At 40.6% G+C, this 22993-nt stretch carries 20 protein-coding genes and 1 other RNA gene; 4 read left to right on the top strand and 17 right to left on the bottom strand.

The genetic code is table 11. The features are described from left to right. Positions 1–33: 33 nt before the first annotated feature. Positions 34–1653, top strand: coding sequence for a sulfotransferase family protein (locus ACYVIL_RS22240; protein WP_460315116.1), 1620 nt, complete (start codon positions 34–36; stop codon positions 1651–1653). A 5-nt stretch (positions 1654–1658) separates the two neighbouring features. Here the strand turns inward: ACYVIL_RS22240 and ACYVIL_RS22235 are convergent, their stop codons facing one another. The 4 genes from ACYVIL_RS22235 to ACYVIL_RS22220 form a co-directional block, all read right to left on the bottom strand. After that, complete coding sequence (locus tag ACYVIL_RS22235) at positions 1659–2840, bottom strand: aspartyl/asparaginyl beta-hydroxylase domain-containing protein (RefSeq protein ID WP_460315114.1); 1182 nt, start codon at positions 2838–2840, stop codon at positions 1659–1661. A 47-nt stretch (positions 2841–2887) separates the two neighbouring features. Continuing rightward, positions 2888–3907, bottom strand: coding sequence for a sulfotransferase (locus ACYVIL_RS22230; protein ID WP_460315112.1), 1020 nt, complete (start codon positions 3905–3907; stop codon positions 2888–2890). Beyond that, the gene (locus tag ACYVIL_RS22225) at positions 3885–4793 is read right to left on the bottom strand and encodes a class I SAM-dependent methyltransferase (RefSeq protein WP_460315110.1); all 909 of its coding nucleotides are present in this window, start codon (positions 4791–4793) and stop codon (positions 3885–3887) included. Before ACYVIL_RS22225 ends, ACYVIL_RS22230 begins: the two co-directional genes overlap by 23 nt. Positions 4794–4888: 95 nt before the next feature. Beyond that, the gene (locus ACYVIL_RS22220) at positions 4889–7501 is read right to left on the bottom strand and encodes a TonB-dependent receptor domain-containing protein (protein ID WP_460315108.1); all 2613 of its coding nucleotides are present in this window, start codon (positions 7499–7501) and stop codon (positions 4889–4891) included. Positions 7502–8171: 670 nt separating this feature from the next. On the opposite strand from ACYVIL_RS22220, the gene ACYVIL_RS22215 reads away from it, so the two are divergent. Continuing rightward, positions 8172–8444, top strand: coding sequence for a late competence development ComFB family protein (locus tag ACYVIL_RS22215; protein WP_460315106.1), 273 nt, complete (start codon positions 8172–8174; stop codon positions 8442–8444). A 60-nt stretch (positions 8445–8504) separates the two neighbouring features. On the opposite strand, the gene ffs is transcribed toward ACYVIL_RS22215, so the two are convergent. After that, positions 8505–8601: signal recognition particle sRNA small type (gene ffs, locus ACYVIL_RS22210), an RNA gene on the bottom strand. Positions 8602–8771: 170 nt separating this feature from the next. Continuing rightward, positions 8772–9824, bottom strand: coding sequence for a Glu/Leu/Phe/Val dehydrogenase dimerization domain-containing protein (locus ACYVIL_RS22205; protein ID WP_460315104.1), 1053 nt, complete (start codon positions 9822–9824; stop codon positions 8772–8774). Between the two features lie 223 nt (positions 9825–10047). Here ACYVIL_RS22205 and ACYVIL_RS22200 point away from each other — a divergent pair, with 223 nt between their 5' ends. Beyond that, complete coding sequence (locus ACYVIL_RS22200) at positions 10048–10515, top strand: Lrp/AsnC family transcriptional regulator (RefSeq protein WP_303477450.1); 468 nt, start codon at positions 10048–10050, stop codon at positions 10513–10515. Between the two features lie 7 nt (positions 10516–10522). Here ACYVIL_RS22200 and maiA read toward each other — a convergent pair whose 3' ends face one another. The 11 genes from maiA to pspA all read right to left on the bottom strand — a co-directional run bounded on the left by maiA (position 10523) and on the right by pspA (position 21567). After that, complete coding sequence (maiA, locus tag ACYVIL_RS22195; RefSeq protein WP_460315101.1) at positions 10523–11176, bottom strand: maleylacetoacetate isomerase; 654 nt, start codon at positions 11174–11176, stop codon at positions 10523–10525. 56 nt (positions 11177–11232) lie between these two features. Next, positions 11233–12246 (bottom strand): fumarylacetoacetate hydrolase family protein, encoded by a 1014-nt coding sequence (locus tag ACYVIL_RS22190; RefSeq protein WP_460315099.1) that lies wholly within the window; start codon positions 12244–12246, stop codon positions 11233–11235. Between the two features lie 18 nt (positions 12247–12264). Beyond that, entirely contained in the window at positions 12265–13407 is a 1143-nt protein-coding gene (locus tag ACYVIL_RS22185) for a homogentisate 1,2-dioxygenase (RefSeq protein ID WP_460315097.1), read from the bottom strand. Next, on the bottom strand, positions 13400–14497 hold the full coding sequence (gene hppD / locus ACYVIL_RS22180; protein WP_303477461.1) for a 4-hydroxyphenylpyruvate dioxygenase: 1098 nt from the start codon (positions 14495–14497) through the stop codon (positions 13400–13402). The genes ACYVIL_RS22185 and hppD overlap by 8 nt, the downstream gene beginning before the upstream one ends. A 208-nt stretch (positions 14498–14705) precedes the next feature. After that, the gene (gene tyrR, locus ACYVIL_RS22175; RefSeq protein ID WP_303477464.1) at positions 14706–16262 is read right to left on the bottom strand and encodes a transcriptional regulator TyrR; all 1557 of its coding nucleotides are present in this window, start codon (positions 16260–16262) and stop codon (positions 14706–14708) included. Between the two features lie 186 nt (positions 16263–16448). Continuing rightward, a complete protein-coding gene (gene phhA, locus ACYVIL_RS22170; protein ID WP_460315095.1) occupies positions 16449–17249 on the bottom strand; it encodes a phenylalanine 4-monooxygenase in 801 nt (266 codons plus the stop codon). 226 nt (positions 17250–17475) lie between these two features. Then, positions 17476–18528 (bottom strand): YcjF family protein, encoded by a 1053-nt coding sequence (locus ACYVIL_RS22165; RefSeq protein ID WP_460315093.1) that lies wholly within the window; start codon positions 18526–18528, stop codon positions 17476–17478. A gap of 4 nt (positions 18529–18532) precedes the next feature. Further along, a complete protein-coding gene (locus tag ACYVIL_RS22160; protein WP_303477470.1) occupies positions 18533–19966 on the bottom strand; it encodes a YcjX family GTP-binding protein in 1434 nt (477 codons plus the stop codon). Positions 19967–20173: 207 nt separating this feature from the next. Next, complete coding sequence (gene pspC / locus ACYVIL_RS22155; protein ID WP_303477472.1) at positions 20174–20626, bottom strand: envelope stress response membrane protein PspC; 453 nt, start codon at positions 20624–20626, stop codon at positions 20174–20176. Beyond that, positions 20623–20862 (bottom strand): envelope stress response membrane protein PspB, encoded by a 240-nt coding sequence (gene pspB, locus ACYVIL_RS22150; RefSeq protein WP_303477473.1) that lies wholly within the window; start codon positions 20860–20862, stop codon positions 20623–20625. The genes pspC and pspB overlap by 4 nt, the downstream gene beginning before the upstream one ends. Before the next feature lie 27 nt (positions 20863–20889). Continuing rightward, positions 20890–21567, bottom strand: coding sequence for a phage shock protein PspA (pspA, locus tag ACYVIL_RS22145; protein ID WP_303477475.1), 678 nt, complete (start codon positions 21565–21567; stop codon positions 20890–20892). 314 nt (positions 21568–21881) lie between these two features. Here pspA and pspF point away from each other — a divergent pair, with 314 nt between their 5' ends. Continuing rightward, positions 21882–22991, top strand: coding sequence for a phage shock protein operon transcriptional activator (pspF, locus tag ACYVIL_RS22140; protein ID WP_303477477.1), 1110 nt, complete (start codon positions 21882–21884; stop codon positions 22989–22991). Positions 22992–22993 lie beyond the last annotated feature (2 nt).

Here is a 22993-nt window from a genome sequence, read left to right as displayed (position 1 = left end):
ACCAAGTTGCGAATCAAGGTAAGATACCACTTAATGAAATCCAACCCAAGATTAAATCTAGAGTCTATTTTGTCGCAAAGAATTCAACAACTATTACAAGACGCGCAGCAATTATTGGCCAGCGGTAAACTGACATCGAGCCGATTAGCAATAAATAAAATTTTGCGCAAAACTCCTCTGCATACAGATGCACTGATAATCAAATATCAAATTGAGGCTGCCGAAGGACAATTTGATGCCGCCTTCGATTTGTTAACCGCTTTGGTAGATGAACATGACTTAAGTGAACGGCAATTATTTATTGTGGCAGGACATTTAAATAAGTTAGAGCTGTATTTTTTATTGCATAAAGTGTTAAACAAACTCCTTGCTTTACATCCGCAAGATATGAAACTCAAATTCAATCAAAGTTTATGTTTAAGTAAAATAGGAAAAATTCAAGAATCACTCGACCTAGCCTTAATTTGCGAACAGAACAATTTTGATAACCCCTTACTACTATTAAACATTGGGCATCATTACAAAGCCTTTAGTAATACGCAAAAAGCGGCTGAGTATTATCAAAAATATATCATCCAAGCCCCCGCAAATAGCGGCTATGGATACTGGAGCTTAGCCGACCTGAAAAATTATATTTTCACCCTCCAAGAAATTGAAAATATGCAAACTAAGCTAGCAAAAATGTCTCAAGGCGAAGCTGAGAACAAACCCGAACTTATCGAATTTGCATTAAGTCATGCAAAAGAACAACAGAGGCAGTATTCCCAAGCCCTTGACTATATGCGTGCAGCCAACACCAAAGTTGCACAATCACGCCCCTTTCGGCAGCAGGGTTACCTGCAGTTAGTGGAGGAACTAAGTCGCTATGTGCCAAAACCAACTGATTCTAAAATTCCCCATGAGAATAAAGTCACTCCAATTTTCATAGTCGGTATGCCCCGTTCAGGTACCACCTTAACAGAACAAATTCTGGCGAGTCATTCTCAAGTAGCAGCTACAGACGAACTGCCTTATATTGAAAGAATTGCCATGCAACTAAGCCGCAAGCAAGGCTACTCCCAAAGCCTTTTAAACATGACCGCAGAACAAGGTTCGCGCTACTCTGCCTTTTATTTAAAACAAGCTAAAGCTTATTTAACCCAAGAGTCGCCTTTTTTAATTGATAAGAACCCCACCAATTATTTACATATTGGATTAATTTTAGCGTTATTCCCTAATGCAAAAATTATTAATTTAATTCGCGATCCTTTCGATAATGGGATGAGCGTATACAAACAACATTTTAGCCATGGAAATGATTTCAGTTTCAATTTAACCTCAATTGAAACTTATGTTGCTGGCTACGTGAAAATAATGGGGCATTGGAGTAAACAATTCCCCAAAAGTATTTATCATTTATTTTACGCTAATTTGGTATCTGAGCCACAAAAGACGATTACCCAACTACTCGAATTTTGTGGTTTAGCAGTAGAAAAAGAATGTTTCGAATTTTTCAAATCGGATAAACCAGTGTTAACCCCCAGCGCTAGCCAAGTTCGCCAACCCATTCATAAAAATGCCATTGGAAGTGCTGATGTATATGCCGAGCTTTTGCCTCAATTTAAACGACAAATGGACGAGTTAAAAATCCGTATACAACAAACAATGCGCTAAAGCCGTTAATTTAGCTTGCCATGACAGTGTTTAAATTTAAGCCCTGAGCCACAATAACAAATATCGTTTCTACCTAATTTACGATGTTTATCGGTACCAACTTGGGGCTTTTCCTGACTAACGGCGTTTGGCTCTTGCTTCTTGGTAGTCGCCACTGCTGGTTTGCTTTTTTTAGTGGTAATACCTTGAGTATTATCATGTTTAGCCAAGGGGTTGCCGAGATAACTATCTTTGACTTCCACATTTAACGCCGGATCAATCATACAATGCAAAAACATCCGTGTCGCTTGTGTTCCATTGGTGAGTTTTAAGCTACTTTCTAGGTGCATTACCTGCTCATAGGCAGTTTGTCGCAGCCCATGGTAAGCAGGCCATCCCTCTTCACTTAGACCATATAAACTCCACAGCTCCCGCCATTGATGACAAAATGACTTTACCTTACTAACCATTTCATCGGCCTGCTGACGCGGGTTCGACTCCATGGACAATATATCCGAAATAAGATCCTCAGCTAGCCCTTCCATTTCTCCTGGAGCAAGGACCAACGGCGTATTAAAACGTTCACATTTAAAGTCTGAATCACTATTGGGATCGAATGCCACATTCTGGATTTGTTGCGCACTAAAAGGCTCATTCAACCAAGGTACATGCCCACTTTCCACCTTATCCCAAAATCGACTTGAGCCGCAGATATCGATGACTAAATGCACTCTGAAAAGTTGACTGTTATTGTCAACCCGATGGTATTTCCACGAATCGAATATCCACGCCTCTCCGGCTTTCATATGTACTTGTTTATCACCACAATGAAATATCACATTGGGATCAGTGACAATGGGGATATGAATACGAACGCGTTTATACCAGTGGTAATTGATATCTGAATGCAAAGGCACTTCACTGCCACTTTCTAAGCCCATCAGTCGAGAACGGCCTATTACCTCTCCGAAACTCCCAATAACTTGTTTTAGATAGGGGGTTTGCTGCAATACGGATGTCGCCGCCATAGGGCCTTTAAACAAATTGTTAAACTGACCATTTAACGATACTAATGGAATCGATAAATTGCCTTTAAAACCTTCGTGATGGGGTGTCCACAAACTGCGTTCAAGTTGGTCAATCTCCATTTGCAGACGTTCTTGGTCAAAGTGTAAAGGAAGTTGAATGAATTCGTGTTTTAATTTCAAAGCTATCTTTCCATTATTGATATGTTCATTGTAAATGATTTAAACACTTATTTTACAATAAGACCGTGACATTGTTTGTATCTTTTACCCGAGCCACAAGGACATGGCGCGTTGCGAGAAACCTTAGAAGGTGCTTGCTTGCGATTTATCACACCAGTTGAAGTTTGCTGCACATTCCTGTCGAAATCCAAATCCACTAAATCAAGGGGCTTGTTTCCTCGACTGACAAGCAGGTTATTAATCTGTTCTAATGTATTTTCTACTAAGGGTAACTGTTCTAGCACTTCATCTTGATTCTGTTTCCACTTATCTTTGTTCGGGACAGATAAGGTGTATCGTGACAAAGGTAAACGTTGCAAACTCTGGGAAAATGCAGGTAACTCTGCAAATTTTAGTAATCGATTAACCTCACCCTCGGGCTGAGTAACCAAATCTTGGTAACTCACCACCGCATATTGCTTAGGCGGTAAGTTCTTAATGGAATCCAGTATAGCTTCATTGGCAGATTGCCATTGAAACCGAGCCAAAGCTGCTATGCTGGTAGACTTGTAGTCTTTCCAGCCGTCCGGCAATAAAAATGACCATTTAGAATTCGCAGCTGTAATCTCGGGGTAAGTGACAAAACGTCCCGAACGCCAGCCATCCATAATACTACTGATGTTTTCTCGAGGATCTCTTACTAAATATATGAATTTGGCATCTGGGAATACGGAAAGTAAAAATGGGATACGAAGGGCATTCTTTGGGGTTTTTTCAAGTAAACGGATTTGCCCATCAAGACTTGCGGTTGTTTGCCCATTGGCTTTTCTTGCTGCCTGGTAAAACCTTGTCTGTAAGGTTTTAATCGTCACGTCATCCCCATCATCACTATCTAATCTATTCGACACATAGCCTCTTGCCACTGTGCTTAACGCTGGAATATGTTCAATAATGTGGTGACTTTCTCCGCCAACGGTCCAAAGATCAGGGTGTTTGGCCAAAGTTTCAAATAATAAGGTGCTACCTGCTCTGGGCGCTGACAAGATAATTAAGGGTTCAATGAACTTACTTGTTTGCTTTAGTGCCACTGATGTATCGCCCTATCATTTTTCCATTTTCTACGATGTATTCATCGTTCACTACCTGCAAACCGTATTCAGCCAAAAGTTGAATGAACTCTTGATGCTTTGTCTTGTCCAGTGCGGCATTAACTAAATCTGAAAGTCGTTCAATTTGACCTTCCAATTCATGCAAAAATATTTTTAAATCGCTTTTCCGTTGCTTGATATCTAACTTGGTGTTCATCACATGTTTAAGAAACGCTGGAAAGTTTGTACCTTGTAAGCCTGTCGCATGTTGTGTTGCAATGGTGCCGATATCGGCGTTTAATTTATGCCTAAGTTGCTCGGTTAATGGCGATTGTTGACCATATTTCGCCAGCCCATTAAACAGTTTTCGAAGACTATCAATAACCTCACTGTTTAAAAGTGCTTTACCCGCTTCAAGCATCTGTATATTGGGTTTAACAATGGTTGATTCACTATCATGGAGAACAAATTCAAATCGACCAGTTGATTTTAAAACCCGCGCTACTTCCTCTATGCTTTTCGATAAACATGAATATTCAATGCCAAATTGGGACACGACACAGCCATAACTATCATTTTCAAACGGCAGCTTTTCAGCTGAGGTTTCTTCAACAAAGTGAACATTTTGTTTAGTTTGTAATGTCGCTGGTATATTTAGTTTGGCGCTGTCTAATCCAGTAAAAACAAGTTCAGAATTAACATTATTTCCTAAAGCGATAATAGAACCGTTGCCAGTACCAATATCCAACACTTTAGTTTGACTTTGTACTGTTGTGAACACTTTCTCCCAATGGGACTTTAATACTCCGGTATAATTTTCTGTAAAATCATTACCGAAAGACGTCAAATGGCCTTGCTGCCAATACTGGCTCCAATAACTTTCCAAGGATTGCCTCACTATAAAAGTTCAATAAAAAAGGCCGATATAAATCGGCCTTTTGCTATTAACGTTGTTTAACTAACGTATTGTTAATTATCGTATTAGAAACTAATTGTGTAGTTTATACGGTAATCACGACCAAAGTTGTTATACAAGTCTTGGTCATCCCAAGTACCAGTAGAAGACAACACTGGATCTTCGTCAGTTAGGTTGTTAACAGTTAAAGTAAGAGCACCGTACTTACCAGCATTATAGGTATAAGTAAGGTTATGGATTAACCAGCTATCTAGCTTACCAGACTGAACCCAAACACCGTCAGTCAATACTTCATTTTCTGAAGTGCTGTCAGTGTAGGTCATGTTCCAAGCCACTAGGTGGTCAGACAATGCCCAAGATAATGTAGCAACTGATTTAAACTCAGGCTGACCAGACCAACCTGAAGTATCAACAATCGCGCCACCTTCTTCTTCGTCATAAGACAAGATGAAGCTGTTAGTGTTAGATAGGCGGAAGTCACCCACTTCAGTTTCAAGCATTCCGGTAAAGGTTAAATCGATACCTTCAATTTCGAAACCAATACCGTTGAAGTAACCAGTACCTGCTTCTAGCAATGTGCCAGATGAAGCACGAATTAGGTAGAATGTATCATCTGATACATCAGAACCAGGTGCTTTAGCTGTGATGATACCAGCAGCTTCGTCAGACAATAGAGATTGTACTGTTTTAGTTTGGATTACGTTATCGATAGAAAGTTTGAAGTAATCAACTTTAATACCAAACTCTTCAGTCACATCCCAAACTACACCTAAGTTAGTGTAATCAGATTCTTCTGGACCTAAGTTAGGGTTTGATTTGTAGTAAGTGTCATACTGTCTTTCGTTCGTAGAACCAGAAGCATAATCGATTGCACCTTCAGCAGAGAAAGTAGTCGCTGCATTCAGTTCATCCAAACCTGGTGCGCGGAACGATTCTGAGTATGATGCACGAAGTACAACACCGTCAGCAACTTCCCAACGTGCTTTTACAGCAGGAGAAACGTTGTCACCGAAGTCTGAGTAATCATCGTAACGAACAGCAATGTTCACTTCTAAGTCATCAGTAACAGGTAGAGAAGATTCGAAGAAGAATGCTGTAACATCACGCATACCTTCCGCGCTGTTACCAGCAGAACCACCGATTAAGCCAGTTTCTGACTGACCGTCGTAAATATCTTCGTAAGTTTGCTCGAAGTATTCAGCACCAAAATAATGTGCAGCCATACCGCCACCTAACTCGAACATATCGAAGCCGATACCAGCGAAGTATTGGTCTAATGTTGAGCCAGAGTTTTGAAGAGTAGTTGCTTTCATATTTGCAATACCTTCATCAGAACCTAGGTCAATGCCATTAGCTTCGTTATAGGCTAAACCACCGTAACTTAAGTAGTACTCACCCACTGATTTGTTATCAGCGATGTTAGTGTGGTAGTAAACTTCCCAAGAAGCATCGTTCCAATCTAAGTTACCACGGAAACCAGTAGTATAATCTTGGTTGTAGTCGTCTACGTTACCGTCACGAGTACCAATACCAACCCAACGGAAGAAACCGTATGCGCCGTCAACACCGTAAGGGTTATTTTCGTTATCCGCACTCATGTTAACCCAAGGAGCAGCAGGAGGAGCGTAACGACCAAATGAACTGTTTTGAACAAACATTGCTTGACCAAACCATTCTACGTCTTCAGCAACTTCATAGTTAGCATTTACGTACAATGTATTACGGTCAACTGATGCTGTGTTGTATGAAACGTTAGCGAACGCATACATACAGTACGTTGAACCTGGGTTACCCCAGTCATTGTCAGCTGCAACTGTTTGGAAAGTATCTGAACCATATTCAGCTTCCAAGTCACCACACAAAGGAGAAGCTTGTGCGTCGGTGAAAGTTGGATCAGCAACAGTTGCACCATAGATAGACCAACCAGAGGTTTCGTCATATGCTTGGATTTCGCCGTCGCCATTAAAATCAGTCATGCTTGCAGCAGTATAGTCACGAGCACCGTCAGAAATACCTTTACGCTCTTGGTGATCGAATGCAAAGGTGATGTTACCTTTATCGTTAGACACACCGCCTACGATTGAGAATTCTTTAGAAGTTGTACCTTCGTCGTTATCACGGTGACCTAAACCACCAGAGAAAGTCAAACCTTCGTAGTTATCTTTAAGGATAACGTTAACAACACCAGCCATCGCATCAGAACCATAAACAGAAGAACCACCTTCAGTCATGATATCAATACGCTCTACAGCAGCAAAAGGAATGGCGTTAAGGTTAGCAGAAGCACCACCTAGCGTAGGTGAACCTGGGAAACGACGACCGTTCAATAGAACGAGTGTACGTTGAGAACCAGCACCACGAAGGTCAATGGTTGCTTGTGACTGAGCTGAGCTACCTGAACGCTCCGAGAAAGAACCGAACGAGTTCAAAGAACTGCTACGAAGTGCATCAGCAACTGAGAAATCACCTTCTAATTTAATATCAGCTGCGCTGATAGAAATTACTGGAGATGCGCCTTCAAGGTCAGAACGTTGGATACGTGAACCGGTTACAGAGATTTTCTCTACGCCAGCTGAATCTTGTGCAACAGCTGTTGCAGGAGCCAATACTGCAGTAGAAGCAGCACCGACAGCTAGAGCTAGACGAATTGACTTCGTTAACTTTGAATTTGTATACATGTATGTCTCCCTGGACCACTATTATATAGTGTTAGTTTTATCGCTTATGCGACTTTTTATTAGTAAGGTAGTGAACCTCGCATTGAATAATAAACACATCATAGTGCTGTGGTCAACTCGTTGTATTAGCCTATTCCATAAAAGTTCAATATATTTCATTAGGGAATAAGTAACTAAAAGTTTACGCTTTCAATTGAGTCTAAATCCAAATTAATTGCTTCTTCTGTTTACACGGAAAATTTTCATTTAGAAAAACCTCCGACCAGTAATAGGTTAATTGACCTGCCCTACCTCGCTACTGCGACTTAAAAACCCGTCAACACATCCTGTAACATATTGAAATTAAAATACATATTTTAAAACAGTCGAATTTAACTCATACCTTGGAATAGTCTTATTTAATTATAATAAACGGTTTTCAACACTCAAAAGATAAATCTCAACTCGTTCAGCCCCTTCAATACAAGGGTGTTAAAAGCTTGTTAAAATGCGCCCAGAATAATTGATAAATATCATTGATGTTTTTTTAAAGGCTAAATTACCCTGATTGCTGCTATTGACTATAAATCAATCAGCTCACTACTTTCACACTTAGCTGTTGGTATTATCAAACGATTCCACTAAGCTAATGTTTTGTACATAATATTAAATTGAGCGAGAGCCCGTATTAATGAAACTTGATGATGACATCCACAATTATTATGAACATCTTTTGTTAGAAAGAATTGAATCATTAAATTTGAATGATCGTAAGAATTCAGACTATATAGCAGACTTATGTTGTTTAGCTCTCAATCAGCTGCCACCTAGGTACATTCGTTTCGATGTCGATATGTCTTTTTACCTTCCGCAAAGTGAACGCCAGCAAATGGAAACTAAAGTAGATGAAGCAATCTCTAAAGCAATGAGCTATTTAGATGATCCAAAGCCAGAAGATGTTTAGGCGTAATTGGTTTAGAGTGGGTTTAGATATACTACTCGGGGAAGTGTAGATTGGGTGGCGGCCCCTCAGCCACATTCCGGCACATGAGTCGTCTGCTGCGGCTGCTCCCTTCCGGGCCTGACCGATTTCACAGAGTATCATTGCGGAAGGACCAAAAGGCCACCATAGAAACTCGAATTCAAGATCTTAACTAAGAGTCATTGAATCGGCGCGCATTATGACCAAAGCCGCATTAATATGCAAGGTTGAATTCACTTACTGCTGTCTAGTTGCTGAATTTTCATTCTACAACTAGACGAAACCTCAAAACACGCCGTATAAAATAATCTAGTTTAATAAAAAACGTTCTTCTGCCATACGGTTAGAAATCACATTAGTTGCCTGCTGCTCTGTTTCTGCGCGCTCATATATTTGCGTTAACGTATCCGCTATACCTTCTATATGGCTGCGCATTGCATCTGCAGTGCTCAGCATCCGTTGATGATAGATATCGATAACACCACCAGCATTGATAACATAATCAGGTGCATATAAGATGCCTTTGTCACGTAATAACGCCCCCATAGACTCTTGGGACAGTTGATTGTTAGCCGCCCCAGCAATCACTTTCACTCTTATTCTGCTTAAGGTCTGTTGATTAACGGAAGCGCCCATGGCACAAGGCGCATAAACATCCACATCAAGATCAAAGATGTCATCGGGTGCAACGGCTGTAGCAGCAAACTTTTCAACGGCTAGATTCACATTATCAGGATAAATATCGGTAACATATAATTTTGCGCCGTGTTGATGCAAATGTTCAGCCAAACGAAATCCTACATGCCCCATACCCTGAATTGCGACTTTAACCCCTTGCAAGTCTGAACCCAGTGCATATTTCACTGACGCTTGTAAACCCTTAAAGACACCATAAGCAGTTGAAGGAGCTGGATTGCCATCGGCTTCACCACCATCAACACGGTATTTTGCTTGAATTCCAGATACGTGTTCTGTGTTCTGGGCCATTAATTTAATATCCGTCACTGCAATCCCAGAATCTTCTGCTGTGATATAACGACCGCCCATTTGCTCCACAAAGGTGCCCATGGCCGCCATAAGCTCTGGACTTTTTTGGGTTCGCGGATCTCCAATAATGACAGCCTTACCGCCACCTAATTTAAGTTGCGCCATCGCTGCTTTATATGTCATTCCTTTTGACAACCTTAGCACATCATTGAGGGCTTCAGCACTGCTGGCATAAGGCCACATTCTGCACCCACCGAGTGATGGACCAAGATTGGTGTTATGCACTGCAATAATGGCTTGCAAACCTGTTTTTTGGTCATTAAAAAACGCCACTTGTTCATGGCCATCAAACTCTAAGTGATCGAACACTGACATGACTAAACCTTTTAATTAGATTGTTATTTTAAGCGTATAGTAACGCAAGGTTCTGAGGATATGTTTTGCTAAGAATTTTACGCAAATCGAAAACGCGCAATTGTGTAACGATTGAATTCCAACATTTAGGATAATTATCCTAGTATCTTTCCTTGAAAAAGATAGAGATTTTGCGCATGCTCCACTATTAAATAAAATAATCCATTTTTGACAAGATCATCTTATGAAGTTTGATAAATTTGACCGTGAAATTCTACGAGTTTTACAAAAAGACGCCACTGTATCCATGGCCGAACTAAGCCAAAAAGTGGGCTTGTCTCACACCCCCTGCTGGCGTCGCGTTAAACGTATGGAAGCTGAGGGTATTATTAAGCAGAAAGTGACTATTTTAGATAACAAAAAGCTCAACCTCGGTGTGTCGGTGTTTATTTATGTGACTTTGAAAAATCACGATGGTGAATCACTCAACGAATTTGAAGCATCTGTGCAAAGCATTGATGAAATCGTAGAGTGTCACACCACCAGTGGCGATAAAGATTATCTATTAAAAGTGATAGTCGAGAGTATTGAAGAATATGAGCATCTACTGAAAAGTAAGCTAACTAACTTACCCCTAGTAGATCATCTGAGCTCCACCTTTGCCCTTAAACAGGTTAAGAACACCACTGAGCTACCCATTAAAAATATATAACCTTAGGTCAAACTGCATCGACTTGATTTTCAGGTTTGGCATCAATAAACGCCTGTAGTTGATTACAATTGTCTGCGACACGTTGAATTAACGGAAATTGCGACATTTCTACGCCGAATCGCTCGGCGTTATAGACCTGAGGTATTAAACAGACGTCAGCCATACTGAGGTCAAAACCAAAACAATAATCGGCAACAGTATTTGTCAGCCTTTTTTCAATTCCTTTAAATCCTGTTTCAATCCAATGTCGACACCAATTAGCATTGTCTTCTTCGGTGGATTGAAAGGTAGTGTTAAGGTGGCGCAATATACGCAAGTTTGTAACCGGCTGCACATCACAAGCGATATCCTGAGCAAATGCACGTACTCTAGCCCTGTCTAAACGGTGGATAGGCACTAATTTTATCGGCTCTTCATAACGCTCATCAATATATTCAATGATCGCCATAGACTGATTGAGGAAAATATCTTCATCATCATCCACAAAAGTAGGCACCAAGTGTGCTGGATTAAGGGCACTATATTCATCACTGAATTGCGCGCCACCATTTTTTGCTAAATTGACCGGAACATAGGTGTAATCTAATTGCTTTATATTCAGTGCAATTCGAGCCCGATAGGAAGCTGAAGAACGCCAGTAACCGTGTAAATATAAACTCATTTTTTTGTCTCCATGAACTCAGTATATGCCATGTATCATCACACCTTGAGGTTAACCTAATTTGCCTTAACAATTTTTTGTTCGATACTGCCGAAGATAGAATTTCCCCCCTCGTCTTTCATTTCTATTTTAATCTGATCACCAAATTTCATAAACTCAGTACTAGGTTTACCGTCTCGAATTGTTTCGATCATTCTCACTTCAGCGATACAAGAATATCCTACCCCCCCTTCTTCAATGCTGGTTCCATATTCTGTACCTTGTTTGTTCGATACGGTACCTGAACCAATAATAGTACCGGCACCCAAATTACGGCTTTTGGCTGCATGGGCGACTAACTGGGAAAAGTCAAACGTCATATCGATACCTGCCTCAGGACAGCCAAATAGTTTATGGTTATATTCAGAGATCAACGGCAAATGCACTTTATTATCAATCCATTTATCGCCTAGCTCATCAGGGGTGACGGCCACAGGTGAAAAAGCAGAAGCGGGTTTGGATTGAAAAAAGCCAAAACCTTTAGCTAGCTCACCAGGAATTAAGCCCCTTAAAGAAACATCATTAACTAGCATAATTAATTTAATATGTTGGCCGCTATTCTCAGCTGATGTCCCCATAGGCACATCATCAGTAACTATGGCCACCTCAGCTTCAAAATCGATTCCCCATTGATCACTGGGTAACGCAACATTGTCAGTGGGGCCAATAAAGTCATCAGAACCACCTTGATAAATTAAGGGGTCGCTCCAAAAGCTGTCGGGAATTTCTGCACCTCTGGCTTTTCGAACCAATTCCACATGATTAACATAGGCGCTTCCGTCTGCCCATTGGTAGGCTCTTGGGAGGGGAGATTCACATTTTTTGCTGTCAAAAGACAATATGTCCTTGAGTGTTCCGGCATTCAATTGTTGGTACACTGATTCAAGTTTAGGGCTTGTCTGCGTCCAATTGTCTAAAGCTTGCTGCAAAGTGCTAGCAATATCAGTGACCAAAACACACTGAGTAAGGGATTTGTTTACTACCACTAACTGACCATCTCGGCTCGCGTTTTTATAACTTGCTAATTTCATGGCAATCCTTTGAAATATCTATTTAACTTGCCAACTATTTACATAGTCAGAATTTTCAACCAGAGGGGCAACTTCCGCCACTTGCAAAGCATCTCGCGTATCTAACATCACCGCCACTTCATCTGTGAAGGTCTTTTTATGAGCCTTACCCGCTGCAAAGGCTTTAGGGTGAGGTCCATGCGTAAATCCCGCTGGATGAAATGTGACCATGCCTTGTTCAATATTGTCACGGGAGAAAAAATCGCCTTGGTGATAAAACAAGACTTCATCATAATCGTCGTTATTATGATAAAACGGCACTTTCAATGCTCCGGGATCACTTTCAATCGGTCTGGGAACAAAGGTACAAATCACAAATCTATTAGCAACAAATGTGGTATGGGCAGACGGCGGCAAATGATATCGATGGCTCATTACTGGACGAATATCTCGCCAATTAATTCTCACCACACTCAAATCACCATGCCAGCCTATGGCATCTAAAGGATTAAACGGATAGGTAACCTCAGAGATTTGGTTGTGGCGTTTTATCTCCACTTGCCATCTCTGTTCACTGTATTGGGCTTTGAATTTTTCATTTATTTCAGGGACATCTAACATGCCTGCATCAAAAATAGCATGGGGACCTAGTATCCCTTTTTCAGGTAGTTGGTAGCTATCGTTGGTCGCTTCAATCATTAGAATTTGCATTTGAACACTAGGCTCTATTCGCCACAATGTCGAACGAGGGATCACCACGTAATCCCCTTCTTTTATGGATAAATGTCCATAATCGCAATACAACTGTCCTGCACCTTGATGAATAAACAATAATTCATCGCCATCAGCATTTCTGGCAAGTTTTTCCATTGGGGCATGACAATGCCAAATACGATATCGACAATGAACATTGAATAAGATATCAGGAACACTCCACGGAGAGTTACCGTTTATCGCCACATTTTTTTGTGGTAACAAATTTAAATCAAATGCCCTTGGTCGCAAAGGGCCTTGCCAATCTATCCACCCTGTTGGCGCATGGGTATGATGCAAGTGTGTGGCAGGTCCAAAAAATCCATTGCGGCCAATTTCGCGCTCGAAAATAGCTTGCTCAGGAAAATCAGCGTGGGCTTGTCGAGAGCTAGTGCCCGCTTGCTGAGGGAAATGAATCCATTTACGCATCAGACTTCTCGCCGTTATTTTCGATCACACCTCGTCTAATTTGATCTTGTTCAATTGACTCAAACAAGGCTTTGAAGTTGCCCTCCCCAAACCCTTCATTGCCTTTGCGTTGAATGATTTCGAAAAATACAGGGCCAATCACAGTGTCAGTAAATATTTGTAATAAAATACCGTCTTTCATTGGGGCACCATCAATTAACACTTTGAGCTCTTGTAAGGTGGCTAAATCTTCACCATGCCCTTCCACTCGTTTATCGACATTCTCATAATAGGTATCTGGGGTGTCCATAAATTTTAATCCACGGGCTTTCAAGGTACGCACTGTGTCGTAGATATCTTCCGTGGATAAAGCGATATGTTGAATTCCTTCCCCATTGTATTCACGGATAAATTCTTCGATTTGTGATTTATCATCTGATGATTCGTTAATGGGGATTCGAATTTTACCGCAGGGCGACGTCATGGCTTTGCTCACCAATCCGGTTAACTTGCCTTCAATATCGAAATAACGGATCTCCCGGAAGTTACCAATGCGCTCGTAAAAGTTTGCCCACACCGCCATATTTCCGCGTTTAACATTGTGAGTAAGATGATCAAGAACCGCTAAACCCGCATTGGCACTTTGCATCCGTTCTTGCCAGTCAGGATAAAATTTGAAATCAATACTATAGATTGATTCATCTCCATAACGATCAACAAAATACAAAGTACTTTCGCCAATGCCGTACACAGCAGGAATATTAAGCTCCATCGCGCCTAAATTACCGATAAATTGTTTAGCCCCATTTTTAACTGCATGTTGCAATGCTTTACCTGCATCCTTCACGCGAAAAGCCATCCCGCATACACTCGGCCCCCTTAATCGCGCAAATTCCTCGGCTTGGGAAGCCGGCTCAGCATTGACAATAAAATTGATGTCGCCTTGTTTGAACAGCCAAACGCGCTTGGAACGATGTTGGGCAACTTCTGCAAAACCCAGAGAGATAAATAGATCTTTAAGATCCTGAATACCCTTATCATCTGCAGCGGTATATTCCACGAATTCGAAGCCATCACATTGTAAAGGGTTATAGTGAATATCAGTTGTCATTGCTCTTTCTCACAAAAAATTAAACAAGTAGAAGGCTATACTTAAGCTTATTATTTGCCAGAACTGAAGAGTCCGCATTGGGATAGCAATTTACTGAAAACTACATTTTTTGTAACGTAATTTTTACATTTTGAAGGGGACATTAAAAAGCCGCTAAAAAGCGGCTGTTTGTGTCAACAATAATGAACATTGCTAAACATAACTGTATCTATATTTTTACAGTCTTCTTGTTGATCCCATACTCTCTTAATTTGTTGGCAATTGCGGTATGGCTTAAACCTAACTTTTTGGCAAGTTGACGAGTACTAGGGTAATAAGGGTAGAGACGTCTCAACAAACTTTTCTCGTAGCGTTTTACCTCTTCTTCTAATGAGCCCTCAAATTCCTCGGGTACGAAATTCAAATTGGTTGAACTACTGGGCAATTGAATATGCTCTTTACACATTTCATTGCCTTCAAGTAAAGACAATGCGCGATAAAGGGCGTTTTCAAGTTGTCTAACATTGCCTGGCCATGAATATGATTGTAGATAATCGACACAAGACTTACTTAATTTAGGTGCCCGACGACCGAGTTTCATGCAATGTTGCTTAATGAATCTATCAGCCAATGGGATAATATCGGATTTACGCTCACGCAATGCAGGTACGGTTAAACTCAACACATTGAGACGATAATAAAGATCTTCTCGAAACTGCCCCTCCTCTACCAGTTTGGCTAGATCTTTTTGGGTTGTGCAAACGATTCTTACATCTACTGTCACTTCGTTGCTGTCACCTACTCTACGGAAAGTACCATTTTGCAATACACGTAACAGTTTCGATTGAAGATGATCTGACATATCACCCACTTCGTCTAAGAAAAGGGTTCCACCTTTGGCTTGTTCTAGAATTCCAGCTTTACCTTCTGCTTGACCAAATTCACCAGGGGCGTAACCAAATAACTCGGTTTCAGCGACATTATCGGGCAAAGAAGCACAGTTGAGCGGTAAAAATTGCCCACTGGCTCTACGGCTAGCTTCATGACAGGCTCTGGCTAACATTTCTTTGCCCGTGCCCGTTTCACCAAATATCAAAATAGGCCCGTCTAATTCAGCCATACGAGTGGCTTCTTTGACGACCTTTTTCATGATGTTGCTGCTTGCTTGCACGGAAGCAAAACTATCGTTACTGATTTGATGAAAAACCGTCAGTTGCTGTTCTAATCTAAATTCAGATTTAAGCATCAGTAAAGCGCCAGCGAGAATAGACGAACCTCCCGCATCAGGGATCATGACGGGTAATATATCCGCTAAAAAATCCTGCTCTAAAAAACTCACTTTTTGAGTTTGTGCGGCTAATGGATTACCTTCAAACCATTTTTGAAAAGTAAACCCACGCACGTATTCGCTAATTTCTTCCCCTAGTAAACTTTCGGTACTTTGTTCAACACTGGCAGTAACCGCTTCGTTAACCAGTAAAATCCGTCCTCTGGTATCTAAAGAGAATATGGGATCAGGCAAAGTCTGTAACAGAGCACGAAGTTGATTTTGTTCCCTCTCAATTGGCATAAAAGGAGTCGTTTTAACATCTTCGATGCCTTTAATACGCCTAATTTCTGGCATAAACTGTTGAAAATCTTCAAATTTAATATTTGGGAAATTTAAAAATATTTTTCCAGCAATATCTATTTCAATACCACGTAAGTCAATTTCGTAATTGACTAATATGTCTAATACATCTTGAGCTATGCCCAATCTGTCCTGACAAATAATTTCCAATCGCATACTGTCACGATCCATTTCAAAAGGTGTAAAGATATTATTACAAATATTGAGGGTTGTCTTCAATTTCGCTGAGGTGATTAACCTAAATTTAAGACAAAATGAAAAAAACACGCTTTTTGCTTATAACCGCTTAAAACAAAAAGCCGTGTTTAGTCTAGGTGATAATTTTTACCTTTGCTCGTGAAATTAACTAACTAACTTATCCTTAGCTTCGAATAGCGGTGCTTTCAAACCCAATTTTTTAGCGGTATTCACCAAAGCCATAATGTCGAGTTGGGTTAACTCAAACAATTGCTCAAAGTGATTTAGGGTAAAATAGATTGGCTGCAAAATGTCAATCCGATAGGGTGTGCGCAATGCTTCAAGTGGAGACATTTTTTGTCTAATGGGTTTATCACTTTCTAACGCATAAATTGTCTCACTAGGAGAAGATAAGATCCCGCCACCATAAATACGCATTCCAGCAGAAGTATGCAGCAAACCGAATTCAACAGTAAACCAATATAAACGGGCTAAGTAGGCGCGATCTTGTTTACTGGCGGCTAATCCCAATTTACCGTAAGTATGGGTAAAGTGAGCAAATGAGGGATTTGTTAACAACGGGCAATGGCCGAATATCTCATGAAAAATATCCGGCTCTTGAAGATAATCAAAATCTTCTCGATTGCGGATAAAGGTTGCTACCGGAAACTTTTTATTCGCCAATAAAGTAAAAAATGCGTCGAAATTAATCAGAGAAGGCACTTGTTCTACTTGCCATCCCGTAGTCGAAGCAAGCACTTGATTAACTTCACCTAACTGCGGAACTCTAGCAGCAGGAAGATTAAGTAAATTTAAGCCCTCCATAAACTCATCACAAGCTCTATTTTGAATAATGTCTATTTGTCGTTGGTATAAGTCTTCCCATATAGAATTTTCAGTCTCCGACCAATCGACTAACCCATTTTCATCCATTTCACGGGAATAGTATTTTGTTGCTTTTGCCATTAGTATTCCTCGACTTCCAGTTATTCGAAAGTCTTATTCTGTGCACTTTAGCAGGTCTTTTTTTGCCGTTAACTAGCACTGCAGAAAAATTCCTGTTGCTAAATATCAATACCCTTAAGTCTACTTAAATCAACATAAAGGAACAGAAACTGAGGCATATACAACTTATCAAAAAATGTAACAATATTTTTACATCTATAGCTATTTTATTCGCATATTCAAAAACTTATGAAGTGACTTTTTTCAAATCGGCAAGCAATTGTTGGCTTAGTTTGGACAATCCAGGGGGTTTACTTGCAATCCAGGGTAATGGGCGACAGGCATGCATAGCTTTTATTCCGATTCGGGTAGTTAACACACCAGCACCTAGGCCTTGAGCGACCCTTGAAGATAACTTTCCGGTAACGCCAGCTCCTAGCGCATAATTCCCCGCGTCACTAATAATCTCTGCTGCGCCTGCAATCAACATCGACTTGAATACCCGTTTAATTAAACTAATTCTGCCCCAGTATCCTAGCTCAATACCATAACACTGACTTACTTGTTTGAGCATCACCAAATTGCGCCATAAAACAACTATCATATCCAGCAACGCAAACGGGCTGACGGCAATCATAGCGGCAGATGCAGAAGCATGTTTGGTCACACAGCCTAAAGCTTTTTCATCAACTTTTTGCAGTACTTTGTGCTCAAATAATTGTAGAACTTCACTATCAACATGATGGGCCTGCAAGGCATTTTTCCATTGACTAATTTCTGTTTGGTATTCTTCAGCGGGCAGATTTGCAATAAGTTTTTCACAAAAGCCTTCCGATTGGCCAATGGTGGGAGCATTAATCAATTGCTGAGCTTGTTGTTTAAATTCGTCATGGCGCTTCAGGTGAGCCAGACCTCGCCATTGGGAAAAGAGTTCTTTACCTGCCAGAATAACAATCAGTGAAAACAAGATAAGCCAAATAGCAGATAAGTAATCTTCAGATACAATTACTTCTCGAATAAACAAGGCCAACTCAACGCAGCCAAGTCCTAGCATCAACACTAACACCCAAAATAATTTAGAGCTTTTCGCACTTTTTACACTTGGAGGCGCTTCGAAGTCATCGTCGCGCTCTGCTACAGGCTCACTTTCTTGCCATTGGATATCGGTGGCTAACAGTGTCGCTGGCTTGATTTCATTCGCGTATTCTTGTTCGAGTTCTGTGGTACTATTTTCCTCGGCTTCTTCCAGAATTAAGCTAGATTGAATACTGTCTTCCATGGATTGTTTTGATTGATTCATTATTTCACTCCAGCTTGTCGCCCAGCACAAATTGTAAAACGTGATCTAAACGAATATGTGGAAAGGCTTGTTTATTATCATTTTTTGGCATGGGTCGAAAATTCGGAAAAGCAAACCCTTGATGCTGCCAAAATGATTGTTGTGGACATTCTTTAGGCACTTCGCCAGGAAACAAGGTCATCGACTTGCCTTCAATTGTTGTGCCCTTGAGCACCTGGACTGGCTCGCCGTTTAACATACTACTTCCAACTTGCGAGGTTCGAATGGCGCTAAAAGCAGTGGACTCGGTTTCGACTCCTTCATATTGAATATGTTGCCTAGCTTCATGGATCATGGACTCTAACAGCATCACTAAATTAGATTGTTGCTCAGGGGTAATATGATCGGATTTACTCGCAGCGAACATCAACCTGTCGATATTAGGCGAAAATATCCGTTTCAAAATATTGCTAGTGCCATAGTGAAAACTGCCCAATAACCAATTAATGGCTTTGCGCAAATCATTGAAACTATGGGCTCCCATATTTAGCGCAGATAAACAATCGACTAAGATAATTTGCCGGTCAAAGCGTTTAAAGTGCTTTTTATAAAATGGTTTAATCACTTTCTTTTGGTATTGCTCAAATCGACTGGTTAACAAATCTAACAATTCACTGTTTTGACCTTCATTGCGATTCTCTGATACCAATTTAAGCTGAGTTGGCGTCAATGGAAAAAACTGCAACACCGGCGCCCCTACCAATTCCCCGGGAAGTACAAAACGCCCCGGTTGAATTAGCTGGAACCCCTGCTCTTTGCAATCATGCAGGAATTGGGTAAACACCTCAGAAATATGCTGAATTTGCATTTCATCTGGCGTATCACTGACATCCAAAGTCGCTAACTCAGATTTAAATTTTTCAGCCAATGAACTCTTGATTGGATCATGCAAATCGTCCCAAAAATTTTGGCACCACTGCAAGTAATCCAGTTCTAATAAGGGTAAATCGAGCAGCCATTCACCGGGGTAATCGGTAATATCAAGGGTCAGAGTACTGTACTCTGAAACCAATCTACGCAGACGTGATTGATTACGATATTTAATCAACAGTCGCACCTGAGAAACGCCGTTGGTAGACGCTGGCCAACATGGCGGTTGGCTATTAAGACTCTCTAGCCCTTGTTCATATGCAAATCGAGCGACAGTCACATCGGGTTGTACATCACGCTTAACACCGATTAGGCGGTTTTCTGATACCACTGAAAAAAATGGTAGTTCAGCTGAATCTCGCGCGTTCAACAATTGATTAACTAACGAAGTAATAAATGCTGTTTTGCCACTTTTACTTAGACCCGTAACCGCCAGACTAACGTGATGATCCATCAAACGGTGTCCTAGTACTTTAGCTTGGTCTTGAAAGCGTTGCATCGAAGCGTTTTGGGTTAGTTTAGATAACAATCAAATGACTCCTGAAATCACAAAACAGATTAGCGGGGATGTAGTGTAAAGAATATTACCTGTGTTTGATTGAGAAACAACCATTGTCCCTATCGCTATTTGCTCTATACCAGACAATTACACGTCGGATAATTTAACTGCACCTGAAGAAAAAGATTCATAGTGCAGCAAAGATAGGAACGTCCAAATTGTTCACTCAATATTTGACTAAAGTTTATTAATTTCTCTATTTAACTGAAATTCAGACGATGTCACATAGGTTTCAATCTTTCTCAACCGAGCTTCAGTACGCAAATACTGTTGCTTGATGTCGTAAAAAGCTTGTTTAGGTGGTTCTCCTGCCTGCCAAACCTTTGCCTTCACTGAAACTTTTTTATCTGCATCGTCTATATCATTATGCCAACCTTTAACGCCAGATTTACCGTGGAAGTGGTGTTGGCTGTGGACAGCATGCTTAGATTCAGGTGTTTTTTTGTCTAAAATGAACCAAGCAGCGATATAAAATACGGGAATAAATGGCCCAGCTAGTAACAACATTGCAGCGACGGCCGCAATGCGAACTAACCATGTCTCTATGCCAAAGTAGTCAGCAATCCCTGCACAGACTCCGGCTATTTTTCCATTTTCCGAATCCCGTTGTAATTGCTTGCGTGCTGTCATGACTTATTTCTCCAATCAGGTGATTCAGCATCCAAAATCGCTTCTAATGTCTGAATACGATCTGCCATTAACTCAGCTTTGTTGGATAACTCCTGTAATGACTTATATTCTTCTTCAGATAATCCTTGGCTGACCTGCTTTTTACTTCGATAATGCAATATCAACCAAATAGGTGCGACAATTATCATGAAAATAATAGTAGGCACACCTACAGTTACAATCAATATATCTTCCACAGTATTACTCCTTCCTGGCTACTACTTTTATTTTTTAGCTTTTGTATTTTTTGTCTGTACTTTTTTCTTAAGTGCCGCCAGCTCATCATCAATCACATCGTCTGATTCCAAATCGGCAAATTCATCCGCTAAGGTTTTCTTGCCTAAATCATAGGCATCAACTTGTGATTCTAAATCATCAATTTTACGCTCGTATTGCTCAAAACGTCCCATCGCGGCATCGACTTTACTACTATCTAAAGTGCGTTTCACCTCTAGGCGAGAACTCACCGTCTTCTGACGCATAATAATGGTTTTCTGACGAGCTTTAGCATCTGCCAACTTGTCTTGTAATTGACCAATCTCACCTTGCAACTTACTGATTTGTTCATCAATTAAAGTCAATTCCTTTGCAAGAGATTCACTGTGTTCAACACATTTTTTCTTCTCTTGTAAGGCTGCTCTTGCCAGATCTTCACGATCTTTGCTCAACGCTAATTCTGCTTTTGCTTGCCAATCCTCTGCCTCACCCGTCAATTTGGTGATTTGCGAGCTAATGTCCTTTTTGTTGGCTAAGGTTTTAGCTGAGGCAGAACGCACTTCAACTAATGTATCTTCCATTTCTTGAATAATCAGGCGAACCATTTTTTCTGGATCTTCAGCCTTATCAAGTAATGAATTAATGTTTGAGTTCACTATGTCTGTAAAACGCGAGAAGATACCCATAATCTTTTCCTCTACTTCAAGTTATCGAATAATTAAATGCTTTTGGCATTTGCTGTGTTTACTTATTCAATATACAGGCCAACTAATTAATTCAGATTAAGTTTATGATTTTTAAATAAAAATAATTTTATTCCTTAACATTGTGATTTTAGCGTATTATGATATCAACCACATATTAGCGGATTAGACCACTTTTTATTTTGATGCACACATTAATAGGTTAACGGTATTGCTGTTATCTCTCCCTAAGCCTGTGTACATCGTCGAATAGAGTCAACTAATCAGCACAACTTTCAAACAGAGGACATCTGTCAATGAGCCGATTCCGTCAACAAGACAATCTGCTGGGACAATCAAACAGCTTCCTTGAAGTGCTTGAACAAATCTCACAAATTGCGCCCCTGAACAAACCCGTTTTAATTATTGGTGAACGAGGAACGGGGAAAGAACTGGTTGCCGCCCGACTACATTATTTATCTAAACGTTGGGAACAAAACTATTTAAAGCTCAATTGTGCAGCCCTGAGTGAAAGTCTATTAGAAACCGAACTTTTTGGATATGAAGCGGGTGCATTTACCGGCGCACAAAAGCGTCGTGAAGGTCGTTTCGAGGTGGCAAACAATGGCACCCTATTTTTAGACGAGCTCGCTAATACCTCTGGGCTGATCCAAGAAAAACTGCTCAGGGTTATAGAGTATGGTGAATTTGAACGAGTAGGTGGCTCACGCTCGGTAAAAGTAGATGTGAGAATTGTAGCGGCAACTAACGAAGACCTCCCTTCTTTAGCTGAATCGGGAGAATTCAGACCGGATTTGCTAGACCGTCTAGCTTTCGATGTTATTACCCTTCCCCCGCTACGGGAACGCTTAGATGATATTATGATGCTGGCCGAGCATTTTGCTATCAACATGGCTCGTGAATTGGAAATGGAGTTATTTAGTGGCTTTACTGAAAAAGCCAAACGCACGTTACTTGAATATGAATGGCCAGGTAACATTCGTGAATTGAAAAATGTTGTAGAACGGGCAGTATATCGCAGTAATAATCCCCATGTACCTGTTCATCAAATCATCATAGATCCCTTTGAATCAATGTATCGGCCTACAGGCAGAATCAAAACTCAAGACAGAATTACAGCAGTCGCACCTGTGCCCGCGGTAACTCAGCCCACTCAGCAAGACAGTTCACACAGCACTGATCAACCCAATGTAGCTAAAGAAGATTTAAAAGCCGTGCAGTTCCCTGTTGATTTGAAAACCTTATCTCAAGATTTTGAAATTGATCTGATAAAACAAGCCTTGTCAGATAGCCAATTTAATCAAAAAAAGACCGCAGAGAAACTATCTTTGACGTATCATCAATTACGTGGTTATTTAAAAAAGTATAATTTGTTGGACAGTTCCCCAGAAGATATAGAAGATTAAGG

The organism is Aliiglaciecola aliphaticivorans (assembly GCF_054782055.1).
This window is presented reverse-complemented; position numbering and strand designations above follow the sequence as displayed.

Bases quoted from the DNA above. Each gene is read 5' to 3' on its own strand.
- ACYVIL_RS22240 (WP_460315116.1), top strand. From the start codon at position 34: ATGAAATCCAACCCAAGATTAAATCTAGAGTCTATTTTGTCGCAAAGA.
- tyrR (WP_303477464.1), bottom strand. From the start codon at position 16,262: ATGCGATTGGAAATTATTTGTCAGGACAGATTGGGCATAGCTCAAGAT.
- ACYVIL_RS22165 (WP_460315093.1), bottom strand. From the start codon at position 18,528: ATGAATCAATCAAAACAATCCATGGAAGACAGTATTCAATCTAGCTTA.
- ACYVIL_RS22185 (WP_460315097.1), bottom strand. From the start codon at position 13,407: ATGCGTAAATGGATTCATTTCCCTCAGCAAGCGGGCACTAGCTCTCGA.
- maiA (WP_460315101.1), bottom strand. From the start codon at position 11,176: ATGAGTTTATATTTACACGGTTACTGGCGTTCTTCAGCTTCCTATCGG.
- pspC (WP_303477472.1), bottom strand. From the start codon at position 20,626: ATGACAGCACGCAAGCAATTACAACGGGATTCGGAAAATGGAAAAATA.
- ACYVIL_RS22200 (WP_303477450.1), top strand. From the start codon at position 10,048: ATGAAGTTTGATAAATTTGACCGTGAAATTCTACGAGTTTTACAAAAA.
- phhA (WP_460315095.1), bottom strand. From the start codon at position 17,249: ATGGCAAAAGCAACAAAATACTATTCCCGTGAAATGGATGAAAATGGG.
- pspA (WP_303477475.1), bottom strand. From the start codon at position 21,567: ATGGGTATCTTCTCGCGTTTTACAGACATAGTGAACTCAAACATTAAT.
- ACYVIL_RS22205 (WP_460315104.1), bottom strand. From the start codon at position 9,824: ATGTCAGTGTTCGATCACTTAGAGTTTGATGGCCATGAACAAGTGGCG.
- ACYVIL_RS22190 (WP_460315099.1), bottom strand. From the start codon at position 12,246: ATGAAATTAGCAAGTTATAAAAACGCGAGCCGAGATGGTCAGTTAGTG.
- ACYVIL_RS22220 (WP_460315108.1), bottom strand. From the start codon at position 7,501: ATGTATACAAATTCAAAGTTAACGAAGTCAATTCGTCTAGCTCTAGCT.
- pspF (WP_303477477.1), top strand. From the start codon at position 21,882: ATGAGCCGATTCCGTCAACAAGACAATCTGCTGGGACAATCAAACAGC.
- hppD (WP_303477461.1), bottom strand. From the start codon at position 14,497: ATGACAACTGATATTCACTATAACCCTTTACAATGTGATGGCTTCGAA.
- ACYVIL_RS22215 (WP_460315106.1), top strand. From the start codon at position 8,172: ATGAAACTTGATGATGACATCCACAATTATTATGAACATCTTTTGTTA.